Raw genomic sequence first — 26,495 nt, 5'->3', positions numbered from 1 at the left:
CCCGTGGGAGGCAAAAAAGCTACCCGTCTGCCGGCGAACGCGGCGTCGACGGCGGTGCCTCAATCGACGTCGCTGCAGTCGAGGAGGCGGGGGCCGTCTGAGCGCGGGTGACTGTCGGCCGGAGTGCCGGCGCGGGCTCGAGCGAACGGTTCACGGCCGGCTTGGTGGCGTGGATCCCCTCGAGGTCGTCGACGGTCGGCGCGCCGACGATCTCGACCGTCTCGCCGGTGACGGAGACGCGGTACGCGCCGGCGAAGGGGTCGCCATCGGGAATGCGGTAGATCCCATCGCCAGCGGTTTCGACGGAGTCAGCGCCGCGGTTCGTGAGCAGCCGGCGGTACGCGTCGGCGAATTCCGTCGCGTCCCCCGGGCTCTCCCAGGAGAGTCGCCAGACGTGGCCAGTTCGGTTGGAGTCGTTCGTGTGCTGGTAAACCCGAACGCTATCGCCGGCCCAGCCCTCGGTCGCGGGATGCGAGTAGTTGTACTGAGAGTACCCGGAAGCGCCCTCGGTGAGCGGGCGCTCGATCACCCCGTTGGCCCAGAGCGTCGCGAACAGCGTCGCCTCGCCGATCGTCTCCGTCTTGGGCTCGCCATCGGTGCTGTCACCGTCGCCGGAGCGATCCGTTATCGGCTGCCACTCGTCGCTCGAGCGGTCCGCGATATCGACGGCGACCGGCTCGGTATCGGGATAGCGATCGGGGTGGAGGAGCTGTGTGGTGCTCCGGGGCGGATTGGCGTGAGCGCGATCGATAGCGTCCCAGCCGCCGCGGTCGTGGAGGTCGGCGACGAACGTCGGTCCCTCGGCGTAGGGGACGTAGATGGAGAGGAAGAGACCGACGTTGAACGGGCGTTCGGCGAGCGCCTCTCCCGAGGCCGTCGAGAAGTGACGGTCCGGCAGACACTGCCAGTCGTCGCCACAGCGGCGATCGTACCGGGTCGGAACGTACGCAGCCTCGCCTTCGAGGAGCCCGTTTTCGGCTCGCAGCCCGTCGATGGTTTCGCTCTCGCGGCCGATGCCGAAGTGCTGATCCTGCAGCGCGTGGGTCAGTTCGTGGACCAGCGTTCGGCGGTTGATTCTGATATTCTGGGTATCGTCGGCGATAATGACGATCCGGTCGTTCACGTAGTAGCCCTGCACGGAATCCCCGTAGAGGTCGTCGAACGCGCGATTGACGTCCGTCTCGCCGTCGACCACGAACGCGCTCCGCCAGACTTCGTTCCTGAACGCCGACGCGTTCTCGGTGCCGGCCGCTCGCTGGGCGCGATACTCGGATCGGTTCATCACCTCGAGGTCGACGTCGCGTTCGTACTTCAGCCCGCGAACCACCTCGATTCGGGCCATCGAGCGGTATTTGACGGCCTCGAGTTGGGCCTCGGTGAGGCCGTCGCTGGTATCGAAGTCGAAGACGTCGTCGTGGGAATAGTCGCCCACGGACCCGAGTTCCCGGTCGGTGTCGAACGCGCCCGGGTTGCCGGGAAGCGCACAGCCCGAGAGGACGACCAGCACGAGAACGGCGACCAGTCTGAGCCTCATTGAGTCACTGTTCGACGAGACGGTAAAATGGGCGTCGATCGGTCCCGTCGGTGATCAGTCGCGGTCACGGCGCTCGCTGGGCGTCCGACGGCGGCCGACGACGATCCGGCTTCCCGCCCCGAACAGTACGATCGCGATCGCACTCACTGCGGCGGTCGGACCGAATCCGGGGATGGTGTCGATACTGCCGCCGGTGTCGCCCACCTCGCCGGTCTCGAGCGTATCCTCGCCCTCGGGTGCGGCGCCGGCTTCGACGTTCGACAGCTCGTCGACCGAGGGCGCACGGACGATCGTCAGCGTCTCGCCGGTCCGGTCGAGATAGTACGCGCCCGAATAGCCGCCGTCGTCGATCACGTAGGTATCCTGGCGACCGTCGACGGACTCGGCGTCATGATTCTCGAGCAGCTGGAGGTAGCCGTCGATGAACTGCCGGGTGTCCGTTCCGGACTGCCACTGCGTTCGCCAGACGTAGCCGGCGTGGCCGGCCGCCTCGGCCGGATCGCTCGTCGCATTGGCGTCGTCGTTCGTATAGATCACCAGTTCGTCGCCGGCCCACCCGTTCGTGTACGAGTGGTTGTAGTTGTACCCCGTCGTCCCACTCTGATAGAGGTCGGTGGCTTCGATCACCGAGTCGCGGTCCTCCGCGAGCGCATCGGCGGCGAACATCCCGACCATGCCCGCTTCGCCGACGGTATCGCTCCCGACCTCGCCATCGACCCGTAGCTGTCGCCAGTCGTCACTCGACCGGTCGGGGACCGAGACGTCGGCCGGTTCGCGCTCGGACCCGGGGTGGATCACGGCCGACGAGGTCCGGGGCGGGTCGTCGTATGCTGCGTCGACCGCCGACCAGCCCTCGCCCTGCTGGCGCAGGTAGTCGACGTAGTCGGGACCGTCGCTGTAGGGCTGATAGACGGTGAAGTAGATGCCCCAGTTGACGTCGAGCGACTGAGACTGCTCGCCGTCGCTGGGAGTGAGACAGGACCAGTCGGTCCCACACCGCCGCTCGTACTCGCGTTCGACCCGCCCCGCGTCGCCCTCGACCAGGCCGTCGATCGCGAGCGATTCGTCCTGCGTCGCTCCCTCGAGCGCCGACAGATTGAACCGCTGATCTTGCAGCGCGTGGACGAGTTCGTGCCCGAGCGTCAGTTCGTTCAACTCGGGCGTCTGGGGGTTCTCGGAGACGATGACGATCTCGTCGGTCGCGGGATCGTAGTATCCCTCGACGGCACCGCCGTACAGCGTCTCGGTCGCGTCGATCGCTGCGGTGTCCCGGTCGACCATGAACAGCGCTTCGTAGCCGACGTTCTGCTCGAGGCGGTTCGCAGACGTGATGTTCGTAAAGCGGTCGCCGTTGGTCTCCCGATACTCCTCGCGGGAGATGACGTCGACGCTGACCGCCTCCTCGAAGGTCACGTTTCGGATCCGTTCGACGCGGGCCATCGCCCGGTAGACGACTGGATCGAGGTCCTCCTCGTCGACGACCGCGTCGGACTGATCGTCGACGGCCAGCTCGTCGTCGTACCAGTAGCCCTCGACGTAGCCGACGGTGTCCTCGGTCGAGGGGTTCTCGGGGCGGTCGTCCTGAACGGACGCGGACGGGCCCGCGTCGCTCGAGGCGTCCGTCGCGGCGAGGGCGTGAGTCGAAGTGACGGGCGCGTCGGTGGACGGCGTCGGGCCCTCGGCAGCGGTCGCAGCTGCCGGACCGGCGAGGCCACCGATCACGAGTACCACGGCGAGCGCCACCGCGAGGAAAGAGCCGATACCGGACGAACGGACTCGCGCGAATCTCATTTAGATGCGATAGCCGCCCGTACGGACGGGAGTCCAAAAAGCACGACGGTTACGCCGTTCGGGCCGCCCGAAGCGAGCGACGGGGCGGTCAGTTCGCGTCGTTCGAGGCGAGACGGCGACCGAGAATCACGCCGCCGACGGCCGCCGCGAATCCGGCGAGCGCAGCGAGCGCGCGCCGGTGCATCGACGTCCAGAGCTGGTAGCTCCGCTCGCGCGCTCGGTCGTCGAACGGGCCGTGTGCGCCGAAGTCGCCGGTGACCGGCTCGTACAGGTTGTGATCTCGGTCGGGATCGACCGGTTCGTCGGTCTGCTGAGAGTCGTAGCCGCCGCGCGCGAGATAGTCGTCGAGTCGCCGAGGGATCAGGCGGTTCCCGAGAATCGCCGTCACCGTCGACCGCCCGACCCACAACTCGTCTCTGCCGTGGTCGACGGTCCAGCGGATCGCTCGAGCGGCGACCTCCGGCTGGTAGATCGGCGGGACGGGTTGTGGTTTCCGGGGTAATCGACGTTTCGTCCACTCGAACTGCGGGGTGTTCATCGCGGGCATCTGCACCATCGAGAGCTGCACGTCGCAGCCGTCGTGGATGAGTTCCGTCCTGACGGACTCGGTGAAGCCCTGTATCGCGTGTTTCGCGCCACAGTAGGCCGACTGAAGCGGAATACCGCGGTAGGCCAGCGCCGAGCCGACCTGGACGACCGTCCCCTCGTCGCGAGGGCGCATTCGCTCGAGCGCAGCCTGCGTGCCGTAGACGTAGCCCAGATAGGTGACCTCGGTGACCCGGCGGTAGTCGTCGGCGGTCATCTCCGCGGCCCGCGAGAAGACGGATACCATCGCGTTGTTCACCCAGACGTCGATCGGACCGAACGCGTCCTCGACGGTTTCGGCGGCGGCCTCGACCGCGTCGGGATCGGCGACGTCGGTCGGGACGACCACCGCCTCGCCGCCGGCCGCTTCGACGTCCTCGCGTGCGGCCTCGAGACCGTCTTCGCCGCGCGCGAGGAGGCCGATCTTCGCGCCGCGTTCGGCGAAGGCGCGAGCGGTTGCTCGCCCGACGCCGGCGGATGCGCCCGTGACGACGACGACTTCGGAGTCTGTGGATTCGGACATGGTTAGCTGCTGAGCGGGTTCAATCGGTCGACCGTCTCGAGGGTCGCGTAGCGCTCCCAGCCGCCGTAGCGGTCCGCGATCGGGCCGCGCGGGACGCTGAGGATCACGACGAGCGCGCCGGCGACGGCGGCGTTGATCGCGGCGATCGTCGGAACCCCGGCGAACAGCCACGGAGCGACGATGATCCACGCGGCGAGCGGGACGTTACAGAACCGGATGGCGCGGGCGGGTTCGGCGGTCGCGATCACCGTAAACGAAACGACCAGCGAGCCGACCAGGTGGCTGCTGTCGGCCATGAGTCCCGTCGTCCCGAAGAGGGTCGGCGAGAGCATGAGCCAGACGCCGAGCCCCATCGCACCGAGCAGGGTCCACGGGATCGAGACGCCCCAGAACGGCTCGCCGATCGGCGAGTCGCCGATCGGGCGCGTCGCCGTCTCGTCGACGCCGGCTTCGTCCTCGGGGATCGTCCCGCCCATCCAGAAGGCGGTCCAGAGGCTGTCGCCCTGACGCATCAGTCGGACGACGAACTGCCCCATCGCGACGACCTCGTCCACCGTCAGCGAAATCATCCAGAGCATGCCGAAGGCCGACAGGAGACAGAGGGTACACCACGTCCCGACCATGATCGGCTGGGTGATGACCAGCAGCACCTGGGCGAAGCCGAGCGGGATCACGACGACGCCGAAGAAGGCGACCATCCACGGCATCGTGCGCCACCGTCGTCGGTCGCCCATGAATCCCATCAGGGCCTCGACCGAGTAGGCCACCGCGCCGAGGCCGGCGTCGGAGACCGGGAACGCCTCCGAGACCTGCGACGTCAGTATCGCCTCGGTCCCGGGGTCGTACAGCGGATCCCAGACGCTCTCGATGTACCCCAACTGGAAGGCGGCCATGTACCACGAGGCGAAGAAGCCGAATATCCCGAGCGCGATCAGCGGCGCGCGCTGTGCACCCGTCGAGGGGTTGTACGACCAGCCCGGCGGGACGGTCGGGCCGTCCATCTCGGAGCGCATCACGATCAGCACCGAGAACGTGATCACCATGGTACCAACGAGCGCGTGGTTGGCGTACGCCGCCGCCGACGGCGCCCAGAAGGCGATCGGCGAGAACAGCACCCACAGGCCGACGAACCCGTTGGCGTAGTTGGCGTAACCGCTCTCGCGGTAGATCGTCAGGCCGGCGAGCGCGACGAGAACGAGCCCGCTGACGACGCCGTTCCAGATCATCAGCGCGCTCCCGTAGTCCAGCGCCGGCGTGCTCGCGACGAGCCAGATACCGAGCGAGATAACGGCGTACTGGGGCCATATCTCCTCCGTCGGGTGAGCGAGCATCATGTCGCCCGGCCGCATCGAGTCGCCGTCGTCATCCGCTCCGTTCCCGGTATCGCCGTTCTGACCGCCGCCGGTGTCACCGTGCCGACCGCCGCCGTCTCGGCGTCGCTCGCCGTCGTCACCCCTCGAGCGTCGCTTTCGAGCGTCGGTCGTCACGGCGGTCGATTCCCCGTTCGAGTCGTGATCGCTGTCGTCGTTCATGATCTCTCACTCTCACTCGTCGTCGGTCGATTGCCGGACGATCTCCCCGCTCGAGACGGCGTCGTCGAGCGATTCGTCGCGCCCGATCGGCAGCGATCCGGCGCTCGAGCCGCCCGCGTGGGCCAGCGAGAGCGCGCCGTTGAGCAGGCCGATGTGGCTGTACGCCTGCGGGAAGTTTCCGCGTTGCTCGCCGGTTTCCTCGTCGACCGCCTCGGCCAGCAGGCCGAGCGGGCTGGCGTACTCGAGGACGGACTCGAAGCGGTCGGTCGCCTCGTCGGTCCGACCGGCGAGCGCGAGCGCGGTGACGAGCCAGAAGCCGGTGACGACGAACGGATTGTCGGTCCCGGGAAGGCCGTCGTCTCCTTCGTATCGCCGGACGAGACCGTCGTCGGTCGCCAGCCGATCGATCGTCGCGTCGATCGTGCCCAGCACGCGATCGTCGTCCGGGGGGAGGAAGCCGACGACCGGGACGAGCAGGTTGGCGGCGTCCAGCGTGTCGTCGTCGCCGAACGCCCGCACGAAGCTGTTCGTCTCCGCACTGAACCCTCGCTCGAGGATCGCTTCCCGAACGTCCTCGCGACAGGCACGCCAGCGCTCGAGGGGCGCATCGACGCCGTCGGCCGCCTCGGCGATCCTGATTCCCCGATCGAGCGCCGTCCAGCACATGACCGCCGAGTAGACGAACCGTTCGGGGTCGCTGCGGACCTCCCAGATGCCGGCGTCGGGCTCGTTCCACCCCTCGCAGACGTAGTCGATGAGGTCGCTCATGACCGCCCAGTCCTCGGCGGTCACCGCCTCGCCGTAGCGGATGCTCTCGTAGATCGCGAGGATCAGCTCGCCGTAGACGTCGAGCTGGTGCTGGTTCTGGGCCGCGTTCCCGACGCGAACGGGTGCCGATCCCCGGTAGCCCTCGAGGTGATCGAGGACCCGCTCCTCGGGGACCGTCTCGCCGTGGAGGTTATAGACGGGCGACACTGCCCCGGGATCGTGTCGGCGACAGTGGTCCAGACACAGCTCGAAGTAGGAACTGGCCTCCGCGAGATGGTCCAGTTCGGACAGCGCCCGGACCGTGAACGCGGCGTCGCGGATCCAGTTGAACCGGTAGTCCCAGTTGCGCACACCCCCGATATCTTCGGGCAGCGACGTCGTCGGGGCCGCACACACCGCGCCCGTCTCTCGGTGAATGAGGAGCTTGAGAACGAGCGACGACCGGACTGCGAGGTCGTGCCATCGGTCACCGAGCGGGCAGTCCGCCTCGTCGCAGTCGTGGATCCACGCCCGCCAGTAGTCGACGACGGCCGCGAGCGTCTCCCGGTGCTGTGACGGCTCGAGGGGGACCGCATCGCCGTAGCCGAGGACCAGCCAACGCGTCTCGCCGGCCTCGATCGTCACCGCCCCGCTCGCTCCCTCGCCGTCGGGCGACGGCTCGAGCGGCACGTCGCTCGAGAGGACGACGCGGTCGTCGTCACCGGTCGCGACGACGCCGTCGGCGGTCGATTCGACGTCTGGCACGTCCCGCGCGTAGTCGAAGCGGGGGTCGAACTGCACCTCGAGTTCGATCGAGCCGTCCTCGCAGTCCAGTTTCCGGTAGATCGCGGGCGGCGAGGCGTCGGCCCCGGTCGCCTCGGTGACGGGCATGAAGTCCGTGACCGTCGCGCTCCCGCCGGCGGTTCGGAACGCCGTCTCGAGGACGTTGGTCCCGTCGCGGTACCGCTGGACGGACTCGAACGACTGCGTTGGCCGGACGGAAAAGCGGCCGCCGCGGTCGGCATCGAGCACCGCGGCGAAGACGCTCGGCGACTCGACGTGCGGGAACGGACACCAGTCGATCGAGCCGTCGTGACCGACGAGGGCGACCGTGTTCCCGTCACCGATCGCGCCGTACTCCTCGATTGGGTTGTACTGCATGGACAGGGGCGGTCTCGTTGTCAGCTCGGCCGGATAGCTCGCGACCGGTCAGACGGATCACCGGTTATCGCCGCATCCGCATTTCCGTTCGGCAGTCACACGAAAGGGCGGGGCGCGGACGACGTCCGTCACGGCGGCTCACTCGGTCAGTCGTCCGCCGATTGGACGTCCGACACCGGTTCGTCGCCCTCGCTGCGGAGCCGGAAATCGCCGCTGCCGTACGGAGACGCCGACCCCCGTCCGACGCCGATGGAGAAACCATCCCTCGCCGGCCCGCCGCGAACGTTTTTACGGTCCCGGGCGTATCACCGCGTAGACATGCACCTCGAGCCAGCGAACACGGCAGTGGTGGTCGTCGACATGCAAAACGGGTTCTGTCATCCCGAGGGCTCGCTGTACGCACCGGGCAGCGAGGACGTCATCGAGCCGATCGCGGATCTCGTCGACCGTGCCCGCGACGCCGGCGCGCGCCTGCTCTTCACCCGCGACGTCCACCCGCCGGAACAGTTCGAGGACGCCCACTACTACGACGAATTCGAGCAGTGGGGCGAGCACGTCCTCGAGGGCTCGTGGGAAGCCGAGATCGTCGACGAGCTCCCCGTCGAAGCCGCCGACAACGTCGTCGAGAAACACACCTACGACGCCTTCCACAACACGGAACTCGAGGGGTGGCTGAACGCGCGCGGGATCGACGATCTGGTGATCTGTGGCACCCTCGCGAACGTCTGCGTGCTCCACACCGGCGGCAGCGCGGGCCTGCGGGACTTTCGACCGATCATGGTCGAAGACTGCATCGGTGCGATCGAGGACGAACACCACGAGTACGCGCTCGATCACGCCGCGTGGCTGTTCGGCGAGGTCGAACCGAGTTCTGAGATCGAGTTCGCGTGAACCGGCGACGACGCGTCGGGACCTTCGCTTTTTCAAGCCGTCCGGTCCAACGAATCGGTATGGAACCACTGCAGTCACGCCGCACGGAATCGACGACCGAACCGCGCCTCGAGCCCGCGACGGACGGTGGCGGCGAATGAACAAACGGCGGCTGCGACCGGTGTACCTGGTGGGAATCGCGCTCAACGCGGTCGCGTTCGCGTACGCGGTCACGAACGGAACGTGGCTCTACGCCGGCGCGTTCGCGTTCGTGGCGGTCTATCTCGTCGTGCGCCTTCGAATGCTGTCCGCGGATACCTAGGACGCCATCGGAGACGCTCGCTCACGGACCGACACGAGTGGCGGGCGGCCGACTGCGACGACGAGTCGAGTTTCGAGTGGACACCGTTTACCGTCGTCCGGCCGACGAACGGGTATGAGCGGGATCCGAACCGGACGGACGGCGGCGACGAATCGGCTGCGACCCAGCCCGGAACCAGAGGGAACGATCGAATGAACGACCGACAGCTTCGGCCGGTGTACCTGATCGGAATGGGCGGAAGCGCCTACGCGCTTTGGTACTTTTACTCGGTGGGCGAAACCCTGCTCGCCGTCGCGTTCGCGGTCCTAACGGTGTTCTGCGTCGTCCGGCTTCGGAAGCTCTCGACCGACACCTGAGACCGGGCGGACGATTCGAGTCAGCGGTCCGCAAGCTGACCGACGTGTTCCGACCACCTCGAGGCTACGTCGACTGCCCGTCCGGCCTACTCCACGAGATGATGCCACTGACTAACCGTTCCGCCGTGGTCGTCGACGAACGCAGTGGCTTCCTCGTAGTCGGAAAAGGGGAGGTACTCGTCGCCCATCGCCCCGCGGACCCCGCTGTCGACGACGTAGTAACAGTCCGTCGCGTCCGCGAAGGCCGCGACGTCGGCGTGCGTCGAGATCCGGCGGCTGCCGTCGCGCTCGTTTAGTTCGTAGTCGACGCTCGAGTAGTCGGTGACGAAGGTGGCACGTACCGTCCAGCCGCGCGCATCGCGTCGGTCGCGGTAGTTCAGCAGTTCCGCGACGCTGTCGAAATAGGCCGGGCCGTCCCGCACCTCGGGCTTGTCGTCCGCGTAAAATATCTGTCCGGCGGGGCCGTAGTGATCGGCGATCGTCATCCCGCAGACGTCACACGTCCGGCCGTCGGTGAGGGCGATCGGTTCGGCGGGTTCCGCCTCGCCGGCGTCGGCGAGACAGCCGGCGAGACCCGCGCTTGCGAGCGCCGCCGTCCCGATCAGGATCTGCCGGCGGGGGGTCGACGTTCGATCCGGCCGTCGCCCCGTCATAGTCGTCGTCGGTTGACGGCGAGAGCCGCGAGCGCGATCGGGACGACGATCCAGGCGACGAGGGCGGCGGTCAGCGACCCCGTCGACAGCCCCGCCTCGGCGAGGACGGCGGCGAATCCGGCGTCGCCGCCCGCGCCCAGCGCCCCGAGGACGAGCGCCCGGAAGACGCCGGTCGGATTGGCCAGGACCATCGCGGAGACGGCCGCGTCGGGCAGCGAAAACGCCCCGATCACGCCCAGCGCGAGCAGATCGTGGACGAGGACGAACCAGGCCCACGCGAGGAGCGCGACGCCGAGCGCGTGGGTCTTCTCGCGAGCCAGCGTCGACAGCAAGACGCCGATCGCGAGGAAGACCAGCCCGAGGCCGACCGCGGCGAGCAGGAAGCCGACGTACGCCTCGAAGCCGCCGAACCCGTACTCGCGCAGGAGCAGGAGGCCGGCGATCCCGAAGCCGATGATCGTCGCGCTCGCGAGGACGGTCGCGCGGCCGGCGGCGGTGCCGAGGACGACCCACGACCGCGAGACGGGCAGCGAGAACAACGTCTGGAGCCAGCCGCTCTCCTCGCGGCCGACGATGGCGTCGTAGCTGAACGCGAGCGCGACCAGCGGCACGAGGTAGACGACGAGGGCCGCCAGGCTCGCGACGATCCGGTCGAAGCCGGCGGGACTCGCGTCCGCGCCGCTGAACGTCGCCATTCCGAGGGCGAAGACGGCGAAGATCGCGGTGAGTGCGATCGCCCAGCGGCTCCGTACCGCGAGTCGGTACTCCGTCTCCGCGACGACGAACAGTTGGCCGGCGGTCGAGCCGGACTCTCCGCCGTGAGCCACGCCCACGGCAGTCTCGTAGCCACCGTCCGGTTTCGGTTCCGCGGGGTTCGGCTCCGCGGAGTTCGATTTGCGAGATTCCGGCTCGGCGTCGGGAGCGGTTCCAGCCGTCTGGTCTCCATCGCGGTCGTCCCGTCGGCGATCGGGCGTCATGCCGGCACCTCCTCGGGTTCGGTATCGTCCGCGAGCGCCTCGTGGAACGCCGCCTCGAGGCCCGGTTCGCGGACCTCGAAGCCGTCGACGAGGTCCCGCCGCTCGCCGAGCGCGGCGACGAGGTCGAATGCGGCCTGGCGCTCGCAGGTGATCTCGATCGTGTCGCCGGTGTCGGTGACGTCGCCCCGTCCCTGAACGGCCTCGAGCAGGGCGGCGCGGTCGTCGGCGGGCTGACAGACGACGGTCACGCGATCGTCGACCCCCTGACGCAGGTCGTCGATGGAACCGGTCGCGCGCAGTCGGCCGTCCTGCAGGATGGCGACGTCCTCGCAGAGGCGTTCGATTTCGCTCAGGACGTGCGAGGAGACGACGACCGTGGCCTCGGTGTCGCGGTCGATCCGCTCGACGATCCGGTGAAACGCCGCCACGCCGCGGGGGTCCAGCCCCGCGGTCGGCTCGTCGAGGACGAGCACGGGCGGGCGGGAGAGCAGGACGGACGCGAGACCGAGCCGTCGGGCCATCCCGTTGGAGTAGCCCGAGACCGCGCGGTCGGCGGCGTCGGGGAGGCCGACGAGCTCGAGACACTCCGCGATCCGTTCGCGGCGGTCCGCGAGCCCGCGGAGACGGGCGTGGACGTCGAGCACTTCTCGACCGGTCATCCTCGACGGGAAGCCGCTGTGTTCGGGCATGTACCCGACACGCTCGCGGACCCGGTGACCCGCGGTTTCGACGTCGAGCCCGCCGACCTCGATCCGTCCCGCGTCGGGGCTGTCGTGGCCGACGAGGAGTTTGAACAGCGTCGTCTTTCCCGCACCGTTCGTGCCGAGGACGCCGAACGTCGACCCCGAGGGAACCTCGAAGGAAGGCCCGTCGAGGGCGACGACGTCGCCGTACCGTTTGTGAACGTCAGTTATCGTGATTCTCATAGTAGGACCTCCAGTGTTCGTGGGGCGAGTCGGCCAGCGGTCGGTGGTCGACGATCCCCGGCGTCTCGAGGACGGGGAACGAGCTCTCCGCCAGTTTGACCGCGTCGAAGGCCGGGCTCTGGGCGAAGACGGCCGCCTGCGGCTTCTCGTGGACCAGCCGCTCGACGGTGCCGGCGGGTCGGTGGCGGTTCTCGCTGATCCCGTCCTCGTCGAGGTCGGCGACGCGGGCCGCCGACCAGTAGTTGCCCCGGTCGGTACCGTTCCAGCTGGTCTGTGACTTCGTCTCCGCGAACGCCGCTTCGCCGTTCCGGATGAAACTGTTGCCCGAGACGGTCTCGCCGCTGCTGCCGCCGGTAATGTGGACGCCCACGTCGTTCGCGAGGACGAGGTTCGACGCGAGGCGGTTGTCCTGGGAGTTGTGGACGTACAGCCCGTTGCCGTTGCCGACGAGGTCGTTGCCGATTACCTCGCTGTCCTCGACGTCTTTGAGTAGGATGCCGTGACCGCTCGTGCCGTCGTTGTTCACGGCAGTGTTGTTCAGCAGCGTCAGCCGCTTCGAGACCATCAGCGCGAAGCCGACGTCGTTGTCGAAGGCGACGTTGTCCTCGAGGCGGTTGTCGTCCGAGTACATGTAGTGGACGCCGTAGCGCATGTCCCACATCGTGTTGCCCTCGGCGACGATTCCCTCGGCCCACTGGTAGTAGATCCCGTCGCGGACGGTCGTCACGGAGTTGTTTCGCACCTCGGCGTCCGTCGCTTCCCAGAGGTGGATGCCGTTACCCCGCTCGGCCAGCGGCACGTCCTCGCGGCCGGCGACGATGGAGTCCTCGACGGTCACGTCGTCGACGCTCCCGATCCAGACGCCGAACTGGATCTCGGTCAGTCGGAGCGCCGACAGCGTCGCGTTCGAGCCGTTGACCACGACGCCGCTGTCGGTGTCCGCTCGCTCGAGGCCGGAGTTACGGATCCAGACGTTCTCGAGGGTGACGTTCTCGGCCTGAATCTCGACGACCGTCCCCTCCCCGCCGCCGTCGATCACCGCACCGTCGCGTTCGACGGCCGCGATCGTCACGTCTCGCGTGTCGACGACGACCCGTTCGTCGAACCGCCCCTCGAGGCGAACGGTGTCACCCGGGTCGGCGGCGTCGACCGCCGCCTGTACCGAGTCGAACTCCCTGTCGTCGACGGTCGCGACGCCGTCGGATTGCGGTTCGTCGACGTCGTGGACGGCCGGCACGTCCGCCCGCCAGCCGTCGACGCTCTCGGACTCGGCCGATCCGCTCGTCGCGGCGACGGCCGCCCCCGCGAGCGAACACACGAGGACCACCGCGGCGGCGACGGCGAAGGTACCGTCCCTCATCGGGGATCACCCTCCGGCGACGGTCGCGAACGGTCGCTCACAGTCGGTTCGTCGGTCGGTTCGCCGGTGGGGGTCGGTTCGTCGGCTGGTTCGCCGACGGTGGTCGATTCGTCAGTCGTTTCGACGGCCGGGTCCGATCCGTCGTCTCGAGTTCGCTGGCGGCTTCCGTCGTCGCTGTCGCGACGGCGAATCCGATTTCGCCCCCGCTCCCACCCGTTTCGAAGGAGTCCGGGCAGATCGCCGACCGTGGCCGTCGAGTCTCGGAAGACGACGGCGACACCCAGCAGGGCGACCGCACCGACCAGCATGTAGCCGCCGGGACCGAACCAGGCGGTGCCGCTGATGTTCGCGACCTCGTAAGATCCCAGCAGCGGCGGCGTAAAGCCGTCGACGCCGTTGAGCGGCGCGTCGGGGTCCAGCGAGTGACCGGCCTGGTAGAGCCGGTACTGGATGATGGCACCCATCGCACCGAAGATCGCGATCGAGCTGGCAAACAGCGCGCTCAACCCGCGCGAGATCCGTCGACTCGGGAGGAGCGAAACGACCGCCGAGGCCGCGCCCATCCCGAGGAACACGACCGGACCGAGCACCCACTCGGGGACGTCGATCGCCTTCTCGTGGGGCTCGTAATTGGGCTCGGCGTACACCGGATCCGGGTAGTAGAACCCGACGTACTTGTTGAGCCCCCTGACCTCCTGCCAGTCCCCGCCGATCCGGGGGTGGGCGTAGAGCTCCACGACGAGCGCGTCGACGTACTGCGGTGCCGTCAGCGTGATCCGCCACACCGGAACGCGCAGGGCGAGCACGAACAGCACGGCTGCGACGAGCGGGAGGAGCCGTCTGCACTCGAGCAACCGCGTGAGGCGGGATCGGGTCATCGTGAGATCACTCCGCGGGTTCGACGATCAGTCGCGAGCGCATCTCGAGGTGGAGTGCGCTACAGAAGAACGCACAGTACATCCAGTAGACGCCCGGCTCGTCGGCGGTGAACGTCACTTCGCGCGTCTCCTGTGGTGCGAGCTTGATGTTGATGTCGTGCTCGGGGATCGCCAGCGAGTGGAGGATGTCGGCGGTCTGTTCGATGTTGGTGACGGTCATCGTCACCTCGTCGCCCTCCGTGACGGTGACCTCCTCGAAGCCGAACTGGTTGCGGGTCGAGTACATCTTCACGTGGACGCGACCGTCCTCGCGGGAGATATCGACGTCCTCGGTATCGACGAACTCCTCGTCGTAGTCCTCGGGGTCGTAGACTTTCGCGGGGTCGATCTTGTCCGCGCTGACGATCGAGGCGTCGTGGGGCTCGGCGTAGGAGGGCGTGTCCTTGACGAGGGACATCCCCTCCTCGTCGTCGCCGATGTAGATCAGCTGGTCGTTCTCGGGGTGCATCGGCCCGACCGGCAGGAACCGATCCTTCGAGAGCTTGTTCAGCGAGATCAGCCAGTCACCCTGCGGGTCGGCCGTGTACGACTCCGCGGCGATGAGGTGGCCGGGGTTGTAGTGGACGTCGATCTTCTCGATCACCGGGTCGGTCGACTCCTCGCTGGCCTCGACGGCGGCCTCGATGTCCCACTTGACGACCTGCGAGTCGATGAACAGCGTCGTGTAGGCGTGGCCGCGGCCGTCGTAGGCGGTGTGAAGCGGCCCCATGCCGAGTCGCGGGCGGCCGACGATCGATTCGTTGGGATCGTCGGCCTCGGCGAGCGTCTCGATGTCGACGACGGTCGCCGTCGGGTCGAGTTTCCCGCTGGCGATCGCGTACTGCCCGTCGGGCGTGACGCTGACGCCGTGGGGACTCTTCGAGACGTCGATGTAGCGGACGATGGGACGATCGCCCTCGTTCAGCGAGCTGTTTCGGGTGCCGTCGACGACCGGGACGCCGCCGATCTCCTCGTACTCGCCGGCCTCGACGGCCTCCTCGATGGCGGGCACGTCGAAGGCCTTCAGCCAGTCAGTGTCCGTCGAGGACATCTCGCTCTCGGTGACGGCGTGCTCGCTGTTGTAGCCGGTCGCGAAGAACCACCGGCCTTCCTTGCCGCCGTCGCCGTTGTCCATGTTGCCGTCGACCAGCACCTCCCACTCGACGTTCATCGTCTCGGGGTTGATCGCGGCGATGGTCGAGGTGTAGCTGTCCGGATCGGTGAGGTCCCGCCCGTCGTTGGGCATCGGGACGCGGAACTCGCCGACGCCGAAGACGTACTTCGTGTCCGGTAGCAGACAACAGGCACCGTGGGTCCCCTGCTGGTTCGGAATGTCGACGATCGCGTCCGTCTCGAAGTACTTCAGGTTGATCCGGGCCATCCGACCGTTCGCCTTGTCGTTGACGAACGCCCAGCGGCCGTCGTAATCGTTGTCCGTCTGACTCACGCGCGGGTGGTGTGCGTCACCCCACGAGTAGCCGCCCGCGTCCTCGAGCATCTCGCTCGTGCGGTCGTCGTAGCCGTAGCCGCGGGCGCTCTCGGGCTGGAACACGGGAATGCGCATCAGCTGTCGCATCGACGGGAGGCCGTACACGCGGATTTCGCCGGTGTGGCCGCCCGAGAGGAACGCGTAGTAGTCGTCGTGCTCGCCGGGCTCGACGTCGGTCTTGACGTCCGTCAGGGACGTCGATTCGTCATCACCGCCGAGCATCCCCGTACAGCCGGCCAGCGAGGCCATCGCGCCCGTCGCTGCCCCGGCCTTCACGAAGTCCCGTCTGGGGATCCGGGAGAACAGCGGATCGCGCTCCGAATCGCTCCCGGCGTCGATCGCGGATTCGGTCGAACGGTTCGTATCGGCGGGTCTGTCGTCGGCGTCGGTGGGTTGGGTCATTGTCGTTCAGGGTGTGGCTCGAGGCCACGGGTTCCGTCCGCGCACCCGGTGGAACGCGGTGGTACGGAGGCGGCAGATACCGACCTGCCGCCCCGCTCGGTACAGTTCACCCTCGAGAGTCCACCGTAATAGGTGAGAGATGAATTCCTACGAGGTGGAAAATAGACGGAACGTGTTCGGCGACAGCTAGTGGTTCGCTCTCGGCGGTCGGGTTTCCATCCCGCTACAGACGGGACATCTCGCATCGAACCGTCGCTCGAGGCAGCGTACTGGTTGCGAGTCGGCCGGCGCGCGACAAAACACGACGGTGAAAGAGACCCGCTGATCCGAACGGACGAGACGGCTACTCCGAGCGGAACACGCGGTAGGCACCCTGTCCGATCGCCACCGGCTTGGTCTCGCCGTCGGGAGCCGTGCTCTCGACGGTGATCTCGCTGACGCCGACGCTCCCGCCGACACGGATCACGTCCGCGGTCGCCACGAGGTCCGCCGTCGCGGGGCGGAGGTAGTTGACGTTCAGGTTGATCGTCGCGATCCGGACGCCGAAGGGGTCGTCGATCGCCGTCCGGAGCGCGAGCCCGCCCACGGTGTCGATGAGGGTAGCGGCGACGCCGCCGTGGAGGTCCGCCTGCTCGTCGTCCGCGGCGTTCGGCCGCATGTTCGTCAATTTCTCGTCGTAGGGGATCGACATCGTCATCGACCCGTCGCCGACGTTGTCGACGCTCGTGCCGAGCCACGAGAGGAAGTCCTGATTCTCGTCGAGGAAGTACTGGAGCATGCTCTCGAGGTCGTCGAACTCCTCGAGCGCGTCCATCGTCGGGGCGTCCTCTGACATAGCCACCCGTCTGTCGGCGAGGGTCTTGACGGCTACGTTTCCCGCCCTCTCCGTTGTCGAGGGTTGATTCGTTCCGAACCCGTACGTCGACCCATGACCGGTGACTCCGAAACCGGCGACGGCCCCGAGTACGACGTCGATTTCCGCGCCGATCCCGACGCCTACGAGATCGGTCGCGGCGAAGAGGGCGTGTTCAAGGTCGAACCCTACAAGAGCGAGTTGCTCCCGCTGTGGTCGTACCGGGACGAAGCGGCCGCCGAGGAAGCCGCCGAAGCGATTTACGAGCGGTACGAGCGCTATCGCGAGAACGACGAGTTCCCCGGGATGGACATGGCACGGAAGTACCTGCAGATGGGGTACACCCGGGCGATGCGGTACGCGAAGTATCCCGGCGGTCGGAAGTACGGCGACGACGGGGTCGAACGCGACCCACAGGAATGGGCCAACGCGGACAAACGAGCCGCTGCGCTCGTCTTCGAGGAATACTGGAAACGGGTCCGCGAAGACGACACCTACCAGCGGGCGAAAGCGCGCCACCGAGAGCGGACCGACTAATACGGTCCGGCTCACCCGCCGGACGCGGCGAGCAACTGTCGGTGCGGTCCGCGCTCACGGCTCAGCGCTCACCGCTCGTCACTCGAGCGAACACGCACCCGAACCCGCTCGCCGCGCTCGAACGACCGGTCCGGGCAGATCAGTTTCGCACCGAAGTCGCCGTCTCGAGCGCAGAACAGCGACAGCCCGGTGATCGACTCGCCGTTGGCGGTCACGGTCACGTCGTCCCACGCGATCGTGCGACCGTTCGCGACCCCGATCCGGTCGCCGTTCAGCGAGACGACGGTTTCGGAGGGGTCGTCGGCCTCGGTCGACCCGTTCTGCCGGAGCAATCCGCCGCCGTCGTAGTGTGGGAGTCCGCCGTCGAGGACGCCGCCCTGGTCGGCTCGGACGCCAACGAACTCCGCGCCGGGGTTCGGATGTGTCGGTGTGTCGAGCACTGCGTAGGTGTCTCCGACCGAGACAACGTGGCCGGTGCCGTCCCACTCGAGCGGCCGAACCGACGCCCCGAGTTCGATCGGAAGCGATCCCGACGCCCGGTAGGGGTTCTGGTCCGGACCGCGGAAGCCGACGTGGAGGTGGTTGTCGACCCACGGTGCGAAAAAACCGGCTCGAACGAGGCTGCCGAGCGAGTCGCCCCGTTCGACGACGTCGCCGGCCTCGACCGAGGGATCGACGTGGAGGATTCTGACCGTCAGTCCCGCGAACAGCCCGGACTCCGACGGCTCGAGCAGAATGAGATGGTCGTGCTCGGGCGCGTAGGGTTTCAGCGGGGCGCGGACCGCACGGGTCTCGCGGACAGTCCCGGCGACCGGGCTCGGTGCGGCGGTCGTTCGGCCGTCGACCAGCGTACCGGGATAGAGATCGATCGCACAGCCGCCGTCGTGGGCGGGGTACGGCGAGTTGTAGAGCGAGAACCGCTCGTACTGTACCAGCGCGGCCTCGGGAAGCGTCACGGCCATCGATTGTGGGTGTGTGAGTAGCGGGAGCGTTTAGATGCACCGGGTCCAACGTCCGGTATGCGCGTATTTCGCGGGCGGGCACCGACTCTCGAGCGCGATCGCGACGCGAGCCGGCGGCTGTTGTCGGTCGCCACCGACGGTGAATCCGCCGTCCGCGTCTGGGCTCCTCACCGCCAGGTCGCGTTCGGTCGCCGGGACGTTCGTCTCGAGGGGTATGACCGAGCCCGTGAGACCGCACGTGAGCGGGGGTTTCACCCAGTCGAGCGCGACGTCGGGGGTCGAGCGGTCGCATACGACGGGACGACGACGCTGGCGTTCGCCCGCGCCGAGCCGGTCGCGGACTTTCGCTCCGGGTCGACGGATCGGTACGAACGCGCTACAGCGGCCCTCGAGCGGGCGCTTCGATCGCTCGGGCTCGAACCGAGTCGGGGCGAACCCGACGACTCGTTCTGTCCCGGCACGCACTCGCTGTCGGTTGCGGACGCGAGCGGCGACGAACGGCAACGGCGAAAACTCGTCGGCATCGCTCAGCGCGTCCGGCAGGACGCCGCGCTCGTCGCGGGTATCGTGCTCGTAGACAATTGCGGAGCGCTCGCGAGGGTGCTCGAGGCGGTCTACGACGCGCTCGCCATGGGGCTCGATCCGGCGTCGGTCGGTACCGTCGCGGACGCTGGCGGCCCGTCGGATCCCGATACCGTTCGGACGGCCGTCGAGGACGCCCTGATCGGGGCGGAGACCGATGTCTCGGTCGAGAGCATCGGGGACGAACCGTAACCGAGACCGTTTTCGACCTGCGAACCGGCGGTGTGGCATGGGAGAGAGATACGACGAAGCCAGAGAACTCGCGTCGTTCGCCGGCACCGTCGCGGCCGCCGACCGGGACCCGGTGGTCGTCATCGCAGGGTGTGGAGCCGGGGCGACCATCGAGGGGCTGCGCGAGCACGGCGTGGCCGCCTACGGCTTCGATACGTCGCGATCCGCACTGGACGCGATGGACGAGGCGACGCAGGAGTGGGCGATCGAGGCGGATCTGCGCGACGACGACCTCGTTGCGTCGCTGCGCGAGGCGTTCGGGATCGACGGGATCGACGTCTTCGTCACGGAGTGTGTCCTGTCGTTCCTGACCCTCGAGGAGGCGACGGCGGCGCTGGCCCGGATTCGGGAAACGGACGGCGTCGGCGTGCTAGCCCACAAGGTTCGGATCGATCCCCCGATCGCTGCGCAGAACGGCGACATCGACGCGACGATACTGCCGCCGACGGAGTGGCAAGCGGCGTGTGACCCCGCGGATGCGGACATCTGGCGCGACGGGCTGGAGCGGTGGGAGCTGCCGCCGTCCGGGACGGACCCCGCCGACGAGACGTGACCGAAGACCCGCGCCGGTGAGTACCCGAGCAGTTCGTTTCGGCCGTCGCCGGCGAATCGGCAGTGAGGTAACGTTTTTCCGCTCCGACTCGTCGGACTCGAGTATGACGACACGAACGCGACCGGAGGGTATGCGATGACGGCGGACGACGAGTCGGCGACGGACCCGCTCTGGACGGACCTCCTCGAGGACGCGCAAGCCATCGCCGAGGAGTACCGCGAGGACGGCTGGGACGCCGTCGTCCTCGAGCCGGCCGACGTCTCGCCGGTCGAGCGAGACGAACGAGTCGGACTGGACGTCGCAGTCAGCGCGGCGGAGTACGAGGTCGTCCACGACCTCGTCGAGGAGGGAGGCGTCACGATCACGGCGGCCGACGTCTACTACCGCCCCCTGGCCGAGGACGGGAGCGATCAGCGAGTCGCGCTGACGGTCGAGCGCGACGACGCGAGCGAGACGGCGATCTTCGTTCCGCTCGAGTACGATGTTACGGCCTGCAAATCGGTCTTCGAGACGGCGCTCCTCGAGGAGGAGCTCCTGACCCACGTGACGACCGAGTCGGCAGACCAGTGGGTAAGCTTCTCCCACGACGATCCGTCGCTGTTCCTCGAGGAATCCGACGTCCGCGCGTGGAGCCCGGAGACCGAGTGACGGCCCTCACTCGTCGGTTCGAAACGACAGATCCAGCGACGGTGCGGAGTGCGTGAGCGACCCCATCGAGATCACGTCGACGCCGGTGGCGGCGTAGTCGGGCACGTCCGCGACGGAAATCCCGCCGCTGGCTTCGGCCAGCACGCCCTCGTAGTCGGCGAGTTCTGCGACTGCTCGCCGGGTTTCCTCGGGCGTCATGTTGTCGAGCAGGACGATATCGGCACCGGCGGCCGCAGCCCGTGGCGCGTCCGCGACTGTTTCGACCTCCACGTCGATCTTCGTCGCAAACGAGGTCTGCTCCTGGAAGTGAGCGATCGCCTCCTCGAGCCCCAGCTCGGCGATGTGGTTGTCCTTGACCATGACCATGTGGGAGAGATCGAGGCGGTGGGTATCGCCGCCGCCCGCGACGACGGCGCGTTTCTCGAGGCCGCGCAGCCCGGGCGTGGTCTTTCTGGTCGCGGCGATGGCAACGGTGTCCGATTCGGGTCGGTGCTCGCGGCCCGTGGCCGCTCGCGTTTCCGAGGCCCGTCGCGCCTCGCGGGCTGCGTCGACCGCTTCCCGCGTCCGCGTCGCGATCCCCGAGGCGTGGCCCGCGAGATTCACCGCGACGCGCTCGCCCCGGAGAACCTCGCGTGCAGCCCCCTCGACCCGAAGTAGTTCGTCGCCGGGGTCGACGTCGGCTCCCTCTGCGAGGCGTTCGGTCACGGCCACGTCGAGGTAGTCGAAGACGGCAGTTGCGGCCTCGAGACCGGCGGCAGTTCCCGATTCCTTCGCGACAAGCCTGCCGATCGTCTCGCCGGGGACCTGATTCGTCACGTCGTGGTGTCCGACGTCCTCACGGAGCCAGCGTTCGACCTGTGTATCAGTGATCATGGGCCTCTCAATCGTCGGCCGGCGGTTCGGCCGTCGATTCGTCGCCGTCTGTCGCGACGTAGTGACAGCCGACCGACTCCGTGTTCTCGCTCGCCGCCCGCGCGATCAACAGCGAGACGATGCTGGCGTTCCGCAGTTCGTAGAGGTCCCGCGCCGTCCGCGTGCGGATGTAGGCGTCAATCTCACCCTTGAGCCGCCGAAGGACAGAACTCGCACGGGCGATCTCCTCGGGATCGCGCTCGAGCCCCAGATACTCGTCCATCGTCTGCCTGAGGCGGGTGAACTTCTCGGCGGCGAAGCGCTCGGGGAGATCGGGATCCCGGTTTCGGAGTTCGGATGCCTCGACGGCCTCAGCTTCGAAACCGGTCGCAGCGTCGCCAGCTCGGAGCCCCCAGACGAGTCCCTCGAGCAAACTGGTACTGGCCAATCGATTCGCGCCGTGGACGCCAGTCCGAGCGCACTCGCCGACGGCGTAGAGCCGATCGAGGGAAGTGCGGCCGCGCTCGTCGACGTCGATCCCGCCACACAGGAAGTGCTCGCAGGGCGCGACCGGGATCTCGTCGCCCTCGATGCCGCGGTCGCGGCACTTCTCGGCGATGGCGGGGTACTCGACCTCGAACTCGAGTGGACTCACGTCGAGGACGACCTCACCGGTCTCCTCGCGTTCTGTCTCGACCGCGCGGGCGACGACGTCCCGGGGCGCGAGATCGCCCTGCGGGTGGTAGTCGTCCATGAACTGTTCGCCGTCACCGCTGCGCAGTACTGCGCCCTCGCCGCGCAGCGCTTCGGAGAGCAGGAACGGATCGTCGCCTGCATAGGCCGTCGGGTGGAACTGGACGTACTCCATGTCCTCGACGTCCGCACCCGCGAGCGCGGCCATGGCGATCCCGTCGCCGGTCGCGTCGTCGGGATTGGTCGACCGGCCGTAGAGCGCGCCGATCCCGCCGGTCGCGAGGATCGTCGCGCCCGCATAGATCGGGTGACCCACGGGTTCCTCGTCGCTGACGACGCCGTGGACGCGTCCCTCGGCGGTGATCAACTCGAGGGCGGCGGTATCCTGCCGGACCTCGATGCGCTCGTGGTCGTCGACGTAGTGCAGGAACGGCCGCAGGATGTGGGTCCCCGTCGCGGCGTCGACGTGGAGGATGCGGTACTCCGAGTGGGCGGCCTCGCGCGTGTAGTCGAAATTCCCGTCGTCGGCTTCGTCGAAGCCGACCTCGAGGGTGTCGACGAGCACGTCCTCGACGGCGTCGTCGGCGTTCTCGACGAGGACGTCGACGGCAGCGGGATCGGCCGTGCCGTCGCTGGCGTCGATGATATCTTCCTTGAGCGACGCCGGATTCCCGCGCGTCGTCGAGATGCCGCCCTGTGCCCAGTCCGTGCTGGCGTCGGCGGGTTTCGTCGCTTTCGTCAGGAGGAGGACGTCCGCGCCGTCCCTGGCGGCCGCGAGCGCGGCCGCACAGCCCGCGATCCCACTGCCGACGACGAGGACGTCCGCAGTCTCGCCGTCGGTCGTCGTCGCCGTGCTGGTATCGGTTTCGGTCATCTCAGATCTCGAGCATGCGATCGAGCGCGACGCCCGCGAGTTCCTTCTCCTCGGGGGCGACCTCGATCACGTTGTGTTCGCGTCCCTCGGCGAGCTCCTCGAGCACCCAGGTGAGGTAGTTGGGGTCGATCTGGCGCATGGCGTTGCAGTCCATGCAGGCGTCGCCACAGAGTGGCACGACGTCGACCTCGGGGTGCCAGCGCTGGAGGTGGTTCGTCAGGTGGATCTCCGTCCCGATGGCCCAGGTATCGCCGGGGTCGGCGTTCTCGATCGTTTCGCAGATCGTCGCCGTCGAGCCGGCCACGTCCGCCGCTTCGACGACCTCGCGGCGACACTCCGGGTGGACGATGACGTTGGCGTCCGGGTTGTCCGCCCGGATCTCCTCGATGTGCTCTTCGCGGAACCGCTCGTGAACCTGACAGTAGCCGTCCCAGAGGATGATGTCGCTCTCGGCGACCTCGTCGGCGTCTTTCCCCTCGGGGTCCCAGGGGTCCCACTCGGCGATCTCGTCTTCCATGCCGAGCCGGTGGGCAGTGTTCTCCCCGAGGTGTTTGTCGGGGAGGAAGAGGACCTTGTCGCCCTCGTCGAAGGCGTACTCGAACGCCTTGTGAGCGTTCGAGGACGTACAGACGAGCCCGCCCTGACTGGCACAGAAGGCCTTCAGGTCGGCGTAGGAGTTCATGTAGGTGATCGGGATGATCTCGTCGTCGGGCGCGGCCGCCGTGATCTCGGCCCACGCGCTGTCGACCTGGAGCGCCTCGGCCATTCCGGCCATCGGACACGAGGCCTCCATGCTCGGGAGGATCACGGACTGGTCGTCATCCGTGATGATGTCCGCGCTCTCGGCCATGAACGTGACCCCGCCGAAGATCACGTACTCCGCGTCGGCCTCCGCCGCCTCCTTAGAGAGCTGGTAGGAGTCGCCGATGAAGTCCGCGTGCTCGACGATCTCGCGTCGCTGGTAGTTGTGGCCCAGGATTACGACGTCGTCGCCGAGTTCCTCGAGCGCAGCCTCGATGCGGTCCGTTCGTTCCTCTTCCTCGAGGTCCCGGTATCGGGACGGGAGTTGCTCGAGGGTGTCGTATTTGAACAGACTCAGGTCGGTGTCCAGCTCCGCCGTTTCCATTTTGACCATCTTACGTCACCTGTGGATGTTTGCACATCAGTGCCGAGTATTGAATAACTTTTTCCTTCAATAATGGGTACCGAGGGAATACCATCGAGGTATACCACGATCGAAAACCGATGATCAGTTGTTCGTCCGAACCGATTGGTTCCGATCACTGACGGTCAGGAATCCGGTCAGTGGGGCCCTTTTCGGTGGGATTCGTAGGATCACTATGGCACTCGAGGACGCCTTCGCGAACTTCACGCGACGGGACTGGGAGGGCGAATCGGTTTCGGGAACGGTCCGACTCGCGGTCGTCGGGGTCGGCGGCTTCGCACGTCAGCGCGCATTACCCGCGATTCACAACGGGAGCTACTGCGAGGCGACAGTACTGGTCACGAGCTCGCCCGATCGTGCGACCGACATCGCCGAGGAGTACGACGTCTCACACGTCATCGATTACGACGCGTTCCTCGCGGGCACCCATACGGACGCTTACGACGGAATCTACGTCGCAACGCCGAACGCGTTCCACGGCCAGTACGCGACCGCGGCGGCCGACTTCGGAAAGCACGTCATCTGCGAAAAGCCGCTCGAGACGACCGTCGAGCGCGCTCGGGAGGTCGTCGACGCCTGCACCGACGCCGGCGTGACGCTGATGACCGCCTATCGGCTCCAGACCGAGCCGACGGTCCGGCGCACGCGGGAACTCGTCCGCGAGGGCGTGATCGGCGACGTCGTGCAGGTCCACGGCGGCTTCTCGCACCCGCTGCTCGAAACCGCGAGCCCCGACACGTGGCGGCTCGACCCCGACCTCGCCGGCGGCGGCGCACTGGTCGACCTCGGGATCTATCCCCTCAATACGATTCGCTTCCTCCTCGACTGCGAGCCGACGGGCGTCTACGCCACCACCTACTCGAGCGGCGGCCCGTTCGCGAACGTCGACGAACACGTCGCCTTCCAGATCGAGTACGAGACCGGCACGACCGCCTCCTGTACGGCGAGTTTCGACGCCCACGCCAGTAGTCAGCTCGAGCTGGTCGGTACGGAGGGAAAGGTCCACATCGAATCGCCCTTCGGCGGCGTCGTCCCCCAGGAGATGGTCGTCGAGAGCGGCGACATCCGGATGGAGTATACGGGACCGACGGTCGACGAAGTTTGCGAGGAGTTCGACTACTTCGGCCACTGCGTGCTGACGGGCACGGCTCCCGAACCCGACGGCGAGGACGGACTCGCAGACCTCCACGCGATCGAGGCCGCCTACGAATCGGCCGAGACGCGGTGTCGGGTCGCGCTCGAGTGAACCCTGTCCCGTTCAGTTGGGATTCGTTCGATAGCGGTCTCTCTTGGGGTGACTCGAATGCCTGCTCAGAGGTGACAGAAAGAAGAGAGACAGTTACTCTGGACACACGAAAAACGTGTTCAGCAAATGGAACGCAGGAAGAGCCTAGGCCGGGATTTGAACCCGGGCTCTCGTCCTTACCAAGGACGCGCTTTACCGCTAAGCTACCCAGGCGCGCACTTCTTCGTTGACCGGAGATGTCTTTATGGGTTTCGATTCCGACGGGCCGTGCGCCGAGTTGTCGTAATCCCCTTCTCGGTCGCGTCCGGCGATCACGGATCCGTCGCCGAGGTCGCCCGATCGGTCACGTGGTCCTCGAGGGACTGCTCCCGGATCGATGGCTCGAGATCGTCGAGGTACTCCTCGGCCGGGGGAAACGACGTGCTGACGGCGTCGGCGAGTCGCTCCGCGATGGCGAGGAGGCGCGGCGACGGGGTTTTGTCGACGGCGACGGCGCCGGTGAGAACGGCGAGTTCGAGCACGTCTCGCTCGAGGTTGGCGTCGATCGATGCCGGGTCCGTGCCGTCGGTCTCGATCCCCGCCGCGGTCTCGGTGTCGGCATCTCGATTGGACGAGGGTGTCTCGAGGTCGCTATCGCCGGCGGCGAGTTCGGTGCGGCGGGTCTGGTCCCGTCCGAACGACTGGACGGTCCGGACTGCTTTGCCGGCGGCGTCGGTGCGAGCCAGCAGGTAGAACCCGCGGGCGACGAGGATGTCGGCGGCGAGGATCGCGAGGTCACCGTCGCCGGCGTCGGCGTCGCTCGCCGACCAGGGTTCCTCGTGGGAGAGCGATCGGGTCAATCGCAGCCCCTCGTAGATGAGTTGGACGCCGGCCGCGTGAGTGACGACCCCGTCGAGTTCGCGATCCGGGTCCCCGTCGTCCGCCGGCTCCTGTCCCCCCTCGATCCCGGACTCGCTGTCGACGTACCGGTCGTCCTCGGAGACGCGGCCCTCAGCAGCCATCATCGCGGCGCTCTCGAGTGTGAGCGTGCCGGGGACCATCGACGCGCGCTCGAGGGTCGCTTCGATGTAGTCGTGTAGCTGTGACGGTTCGACGTCCGCGACGGCCTCGGCGGCGGCACGCCGACAGCTGTCGGCATTCTCCATTAGCGGGGG

The 26,495-nt window shown here is 67.6% G+C and carries 25 protein-coding genes and 1 tRNA gene; 8 read left to right on the top strand and 18 right to left on the bottom strand.

Features of this window, described 5'->3' with window-relative positions; all coding sequences use genetic code 11:
- Positions 1-19 precede the first annotated feature (19 nt).
- From LDB05_RS17210 to LDB05_RS17190, 5 genes are all read right to left on the bottom strand, one after another.
- Positions 20-1,534 carry an Hvo_1808 family surface protein gene (locus tag LDB05_RS17210; RefSeq protein WP_226005208.1) on the bottom strand — a complete coding sequence of 505 codons (1,515 nt, stop codon included), beginning with the start codon at positions 1,532-1,534 and terminating at the stop codon, positions 20-22.
- A 54-nt stretch (positions 1,535-1,588) separates the two neighbouring features.
- Positions 1,589-3,325 carry an Hvo_1808 family surface protein gene (locus LDB05_RS17205; protein ID WP_226005207.1) on the bottom strand — a complete coding sequence of 579 codons (1,737 nt, stop codon included), beginning with the start codon at positions 3,323-3,325 and terminating at the stop codon, positions 1,589-1,591.
- A gap of 88 nt (positions 3,326-3,413) precedes the next feature.
- Complete coding sequence (locus LDB05_RS17200; protein ID WP_226005206.1) at positions 3,414-4,433, bottom strand: SDR family oxidoreductase; 1,020 nt, start codon at positions 4,431-4,433, stop codon at positions 3,414-3,416.
- Positions 4,434-4,435: 2 nt separating this feature from the next.
- Positions 4,436-5,965 carry a vitamin K epoxide reductase family protein gene (locus LDB05_RS17195; RefSeq protein ID WP_226005205.1) on the bottom strand — a complete coding sequence of 510 codons (1,530 nt, stop codon included), beginning with the start codon at positions 5,963-5,965 and terminating at the stop codon, positions 4,436-4,438.
- Positions 5,966-5,977: 12 nt separating this feature from the next.
- A complete protein-coding gene (locus tag LDB05_RS17190) occupies positions 5,978-7,873 on the bottom strand; it encodes a glycoside hydrolase family 15 protein (RefSeq protein WP_226005204.1) in 1,896 nt (631 codons plus the stop codon).
- 318 nt (positions 7,874-8,191) lie between these two features.
- Here LDB05_RS17190 and LDB05_RS17185 point away from each other — a divergent pair, with 318 nt between their 5' ends.
- The 3 genes from LDB05_RS17185 (at position 8,192) to LDB05_RS17175 (ending at position 9,421) form a co-directional block, all read left to right on the top strand.
- Positions 8,192-8,764, top strand: coding sequence for a cysteine hydrolase family protein (locus LDB05_RS17185; RefSeq protein WP_226005203.1), 573 nt, complete (start codon positions 8,192-8,194; stop codon positions 8,762-8,764).
- A gap of 136 nt (positions 8,765-8,900) precedes the next feature.
- On the top strand, positions 8,901-9,065 hold the full coding sequence (locus LDB05_RS17180) for a hypothetical protein (RefSeq protein ID WP_226005202.1): 165 nt from the start codon (positions 8,901-8,903) through the stop codon (positions 9,063-9,065).
- 191 nt (positions 9,066-9,256) lie between these two features.
- Positions 9,257-9,421, top strand: coding sequence for a hypothetical protein (locus LDB05_RS17175; protein WP_226005201.1), 165 nt, complete (start codon positions 9,257-9,259; stop codon positions 9,419-9,421).
- Positions 9,422-9,507: 86 nt separating this feature from the next.
- Here LDB05_RS17175 and LDB05_RS17170 read toward each other — a convergent pair whose 3' ends face one another.
- The 7 genes from LDB05_RS17170 to LDB05_RS17140 form a co-directional block, all read right to left on the bottom strand.
- Positions 9,508-10,074: a nitrous oxide reductase accessory protein NosL gene (locus tag LDB05_RS17170; RefSeq protein ID WP_226005200.1), complete on the bottom strand. Its 567-nt coding sequence runs from the start codon at positions 10,072-10,074 to the stop codon at positions 9,508-9,510.
- On the bottom strand, positions 10,071-11,051 hold the full coding sequence (locus LDB05_RS17165; protein WP_226005199.1) for an ABC transporter permease: 981 nt from the start codon (positions 11,049-11,051) through the stop codon (positions 10,071-10,073). Before LDB05_RS17165 ends, LDB05_RS17170 begins: the two co-directional genes overlap by 4 nt.
- A complete protein-coding gene (locus LDB05_RS17160; protein WP_226005198.1) occupies positions 11,048-11,977 on the bottom strand; it encodes an ABC transporter ATP-binding protein in 930 nt (309 codons plus the stop codon). Before LDB05_RS17160 ends, LDB05_RS17165 begins: the two co-directional genes overlap by 4 nt.
- Positions 11,958-13,337 carry a nitrous oxide reductase family maturation protein NosD gene (gene nosD / locus LDB05_RS17155; protein ID WP_226005197.1) on the bottom strand — a complete coding sequence of 460 codons (1,380 nt, stop codon included), beginning with the start codon at positions 13,335-13,337 and terminating at the stop codon, positions 11,958-11,960. Before nosD ends, LDB05_RS17160 begins: the two co-directional genes overlap by 20 nt.
- The gene (locus LDB05_RS17150) at positions 13,334-14,215 is read right to left on the bottom strand and encodes a hypothetical protein (RefSeq protein ID WP_226005196.1); all 882 of its coding nucleotides are present in this window, start codon (positions 14,213-14,215) and stop codon (positions 13,334-13,336) included. Before LDB05_RS17150 ends, nosD begins: the two co-directional genes overlap by 4 nt.
- A gap of 7 nt (positions 14,216-14,222) precedes the next feature.
- Entirely contained in the window at positions 14,223-16,145 is a 1,923-nt protein-coding gene (nosZ, locus tag LDB05_RS17145; RefSeq protein WP_226005195.1) for a TAT-dependent nitrous-oxide reductase, read from the bottom strand.
- Positions 16,146-16,488: 343 nt separating this feature from the next.
- Positions 16,489-16,980, bottom strand: a complete 492-nt coding sequence (locus tag LDB05_RS17140) for a PaaI family thioesterase (RefSeq protein WP_226005194.1) — start codon at positions 16,978-16,980, stop codon at positions 16,489-16,491.
- A gap of 93 nt (positions 16,981-17,073) precedes the next feature.
- Between LDB05_RS17140 and LDB05_RS17135 the strand changes: the two genes are divergently transcribed.
- Positions 17,074-17,535, top strand: coding sequence for a DUF4385 domain-containing protein (locus tag LDB05_RS17135; protein ID WP_226005193.1), 462 nt, complete (start codon positions 17,074-17,076; stop codon positions 17,533-17,535).
- Between the two features lie 68 nt (positions 17,536-17,603).
- On the opposite strand, the gene LDB05_RS17130 is transcribed toward LDB05_RS17135, so the two are convergent.
- Positions 17,604-18,497 (bottom strand): DUF8155 domain-containing protein, encoded by an 894-nt coding sequence (locus LDB05_RS17130; protein ID WP_226005192.1) that lies wholly within the window; start codon positions 18,495-18,497, stop codon positions 17,604-17,606.
- 57 nt (positions 18,498-18,554) lie between these two features.
- Between LDB05_RS17130 and LDB05_RS17125 the strand changes: the two genes are divergently transcribed.
- The 3 genes from LDB05_RS17125 to LDB05_RS17115 all read left to right on the top strand — a co-directional run bounded on the left by LDB05_RS17125 (position 18,555) and on the right by LDB05_RS17115 (position 20,511).
- On the top strand, positions 18,555-19,271 hold the full coding sequence (locus tag LDB05_RS17125; protein WP_226005191.1) for a lipoyl protein ligase domain-containing protein: 717 nt from the start codon (positions 18,555-18,557) through the stop codon (positions 19,269-19,271).
- A 37-nt stretch (positions 19,272-19,308) separates the two neighbouring features.
- A complete protein-coding gene (locus LDB05_RS17120; protein WP_226005190.1) occupies positions 19,309-19,863 on the top strand; it encodes a class I SAM-dependent methyltransferase in 555 nt (184 codons plus the stop codon).
- Between the two features lie 135 nt (positions 19,864-19,998).
- On the top strand, positions 19,999-20,511 hold the full coding sequence (locus LDB05_RS17115) for a DUF7529 family protein (RefSeq protein ID WP_226005189.1): 513 nt from the start codon (positions 19,999-20,001) through the stop codon (positions 20,509-20,511).
- Positions 20,512-20,517: 6 nt separating this feature from the next.
- Here the strand turns inward: LDB05_RS17115 and nadC are convergent, their stop codons facing one another.
- Genes nadC through nadA form a run of 3 tightly spaced genes read right to left on the bottom strand, consistent with a single transcriptional unit; the run spans position 20,518 to position 24,065 of the window.
- The gene (gene nadC / locus LDB05_RS17110) at positions 20,518-21,384 is read right to left on the bottom strand and encodes a carboxylating nicotinate-nucleotide diphosphorylase (RefSeq protein ID WP_226005188.1); all 867 of its coding nucleotides are present in this window, start codon (positions 21,382-21,384) and stop codon (positions 20,518-20,520) included.
- 7 nt (positions 21,385-21,391) lie between these two features.
- A complete protein-coding gene (locus LDB05_RS17105) occupies positions 21,392-22,930 on the bottom strand; it encodes an L-aspartate oxidase (protein WP_226005187.1) in 1,539 nt (512 codons plus the stop codon).
- A gap of 1 nt (position 22,931) precedes the next feature.
- Complete coding sequence (gene nadA, locus LDB05_RS17100; RefSeq protein ID WP_226005186.1) at positions 22,932-24,065, bottom strand: quinolinate synthase NadA; 1,134 nt, start codon at positions 24,063-24,065, stop codon at positions 22,932-22,934.
- Positions 24,066-24,270: 205 nt separating this feature from the next.
- On the opposite strand from nadA, the gene gfo6 reads away from it, so the two are divergent.
- Entirely contained in the window at positions 24,271-25,341 is a 1,071-nt protein-coding gene (gene gfo6, locus LDB05_RS17095; protein ID WP_226005185.1) for a D-xylose 1-dehydrogenase Gfo6, read from the top strand.
- A gap of 141 nt (positions 25,342-25,482) precedes the next feature.
- Here gfo6 and LDB05_RS17090 read toward each other — a convergent pair.
- Both LDB05_RS17090 and LDB05_RS17085 read right to left on the bottom strand, forming a co-directional pair.
- Positions 25,483-25,554: transfer RNA gene (locus tag LDB05_RS17090), tRNA-Thr, on the bottom strand.
- Between the two features lie 98 nt (positions 25,555-25,652).
- Positions 25,653-26,486, bottom strand: coding sequence for a DUF7114 family protein (locus LDB05_RS17085; protein ID WP_226005184.1), 834 nt, complete (start codon positions 26,484-26,486; stop codon positions 25,653-25,655).
- Positions 26,487-26,495: the final 9 nt, after the last annotated feature.

Source organism: Natrinema salinisoli (genome assembly GCF_020405205.1).
GTDB lineage: Archaea > Halobacteriota > Halobacteria > Halobacteriales > Natrialbaceae > Natrinema > Natrinema salinisoli.
The sequence above is the reverse complement of the archived record's forward strand: the minus strand, read 5'-3'. Positions and strand labels throughout refer to the sequence as shown.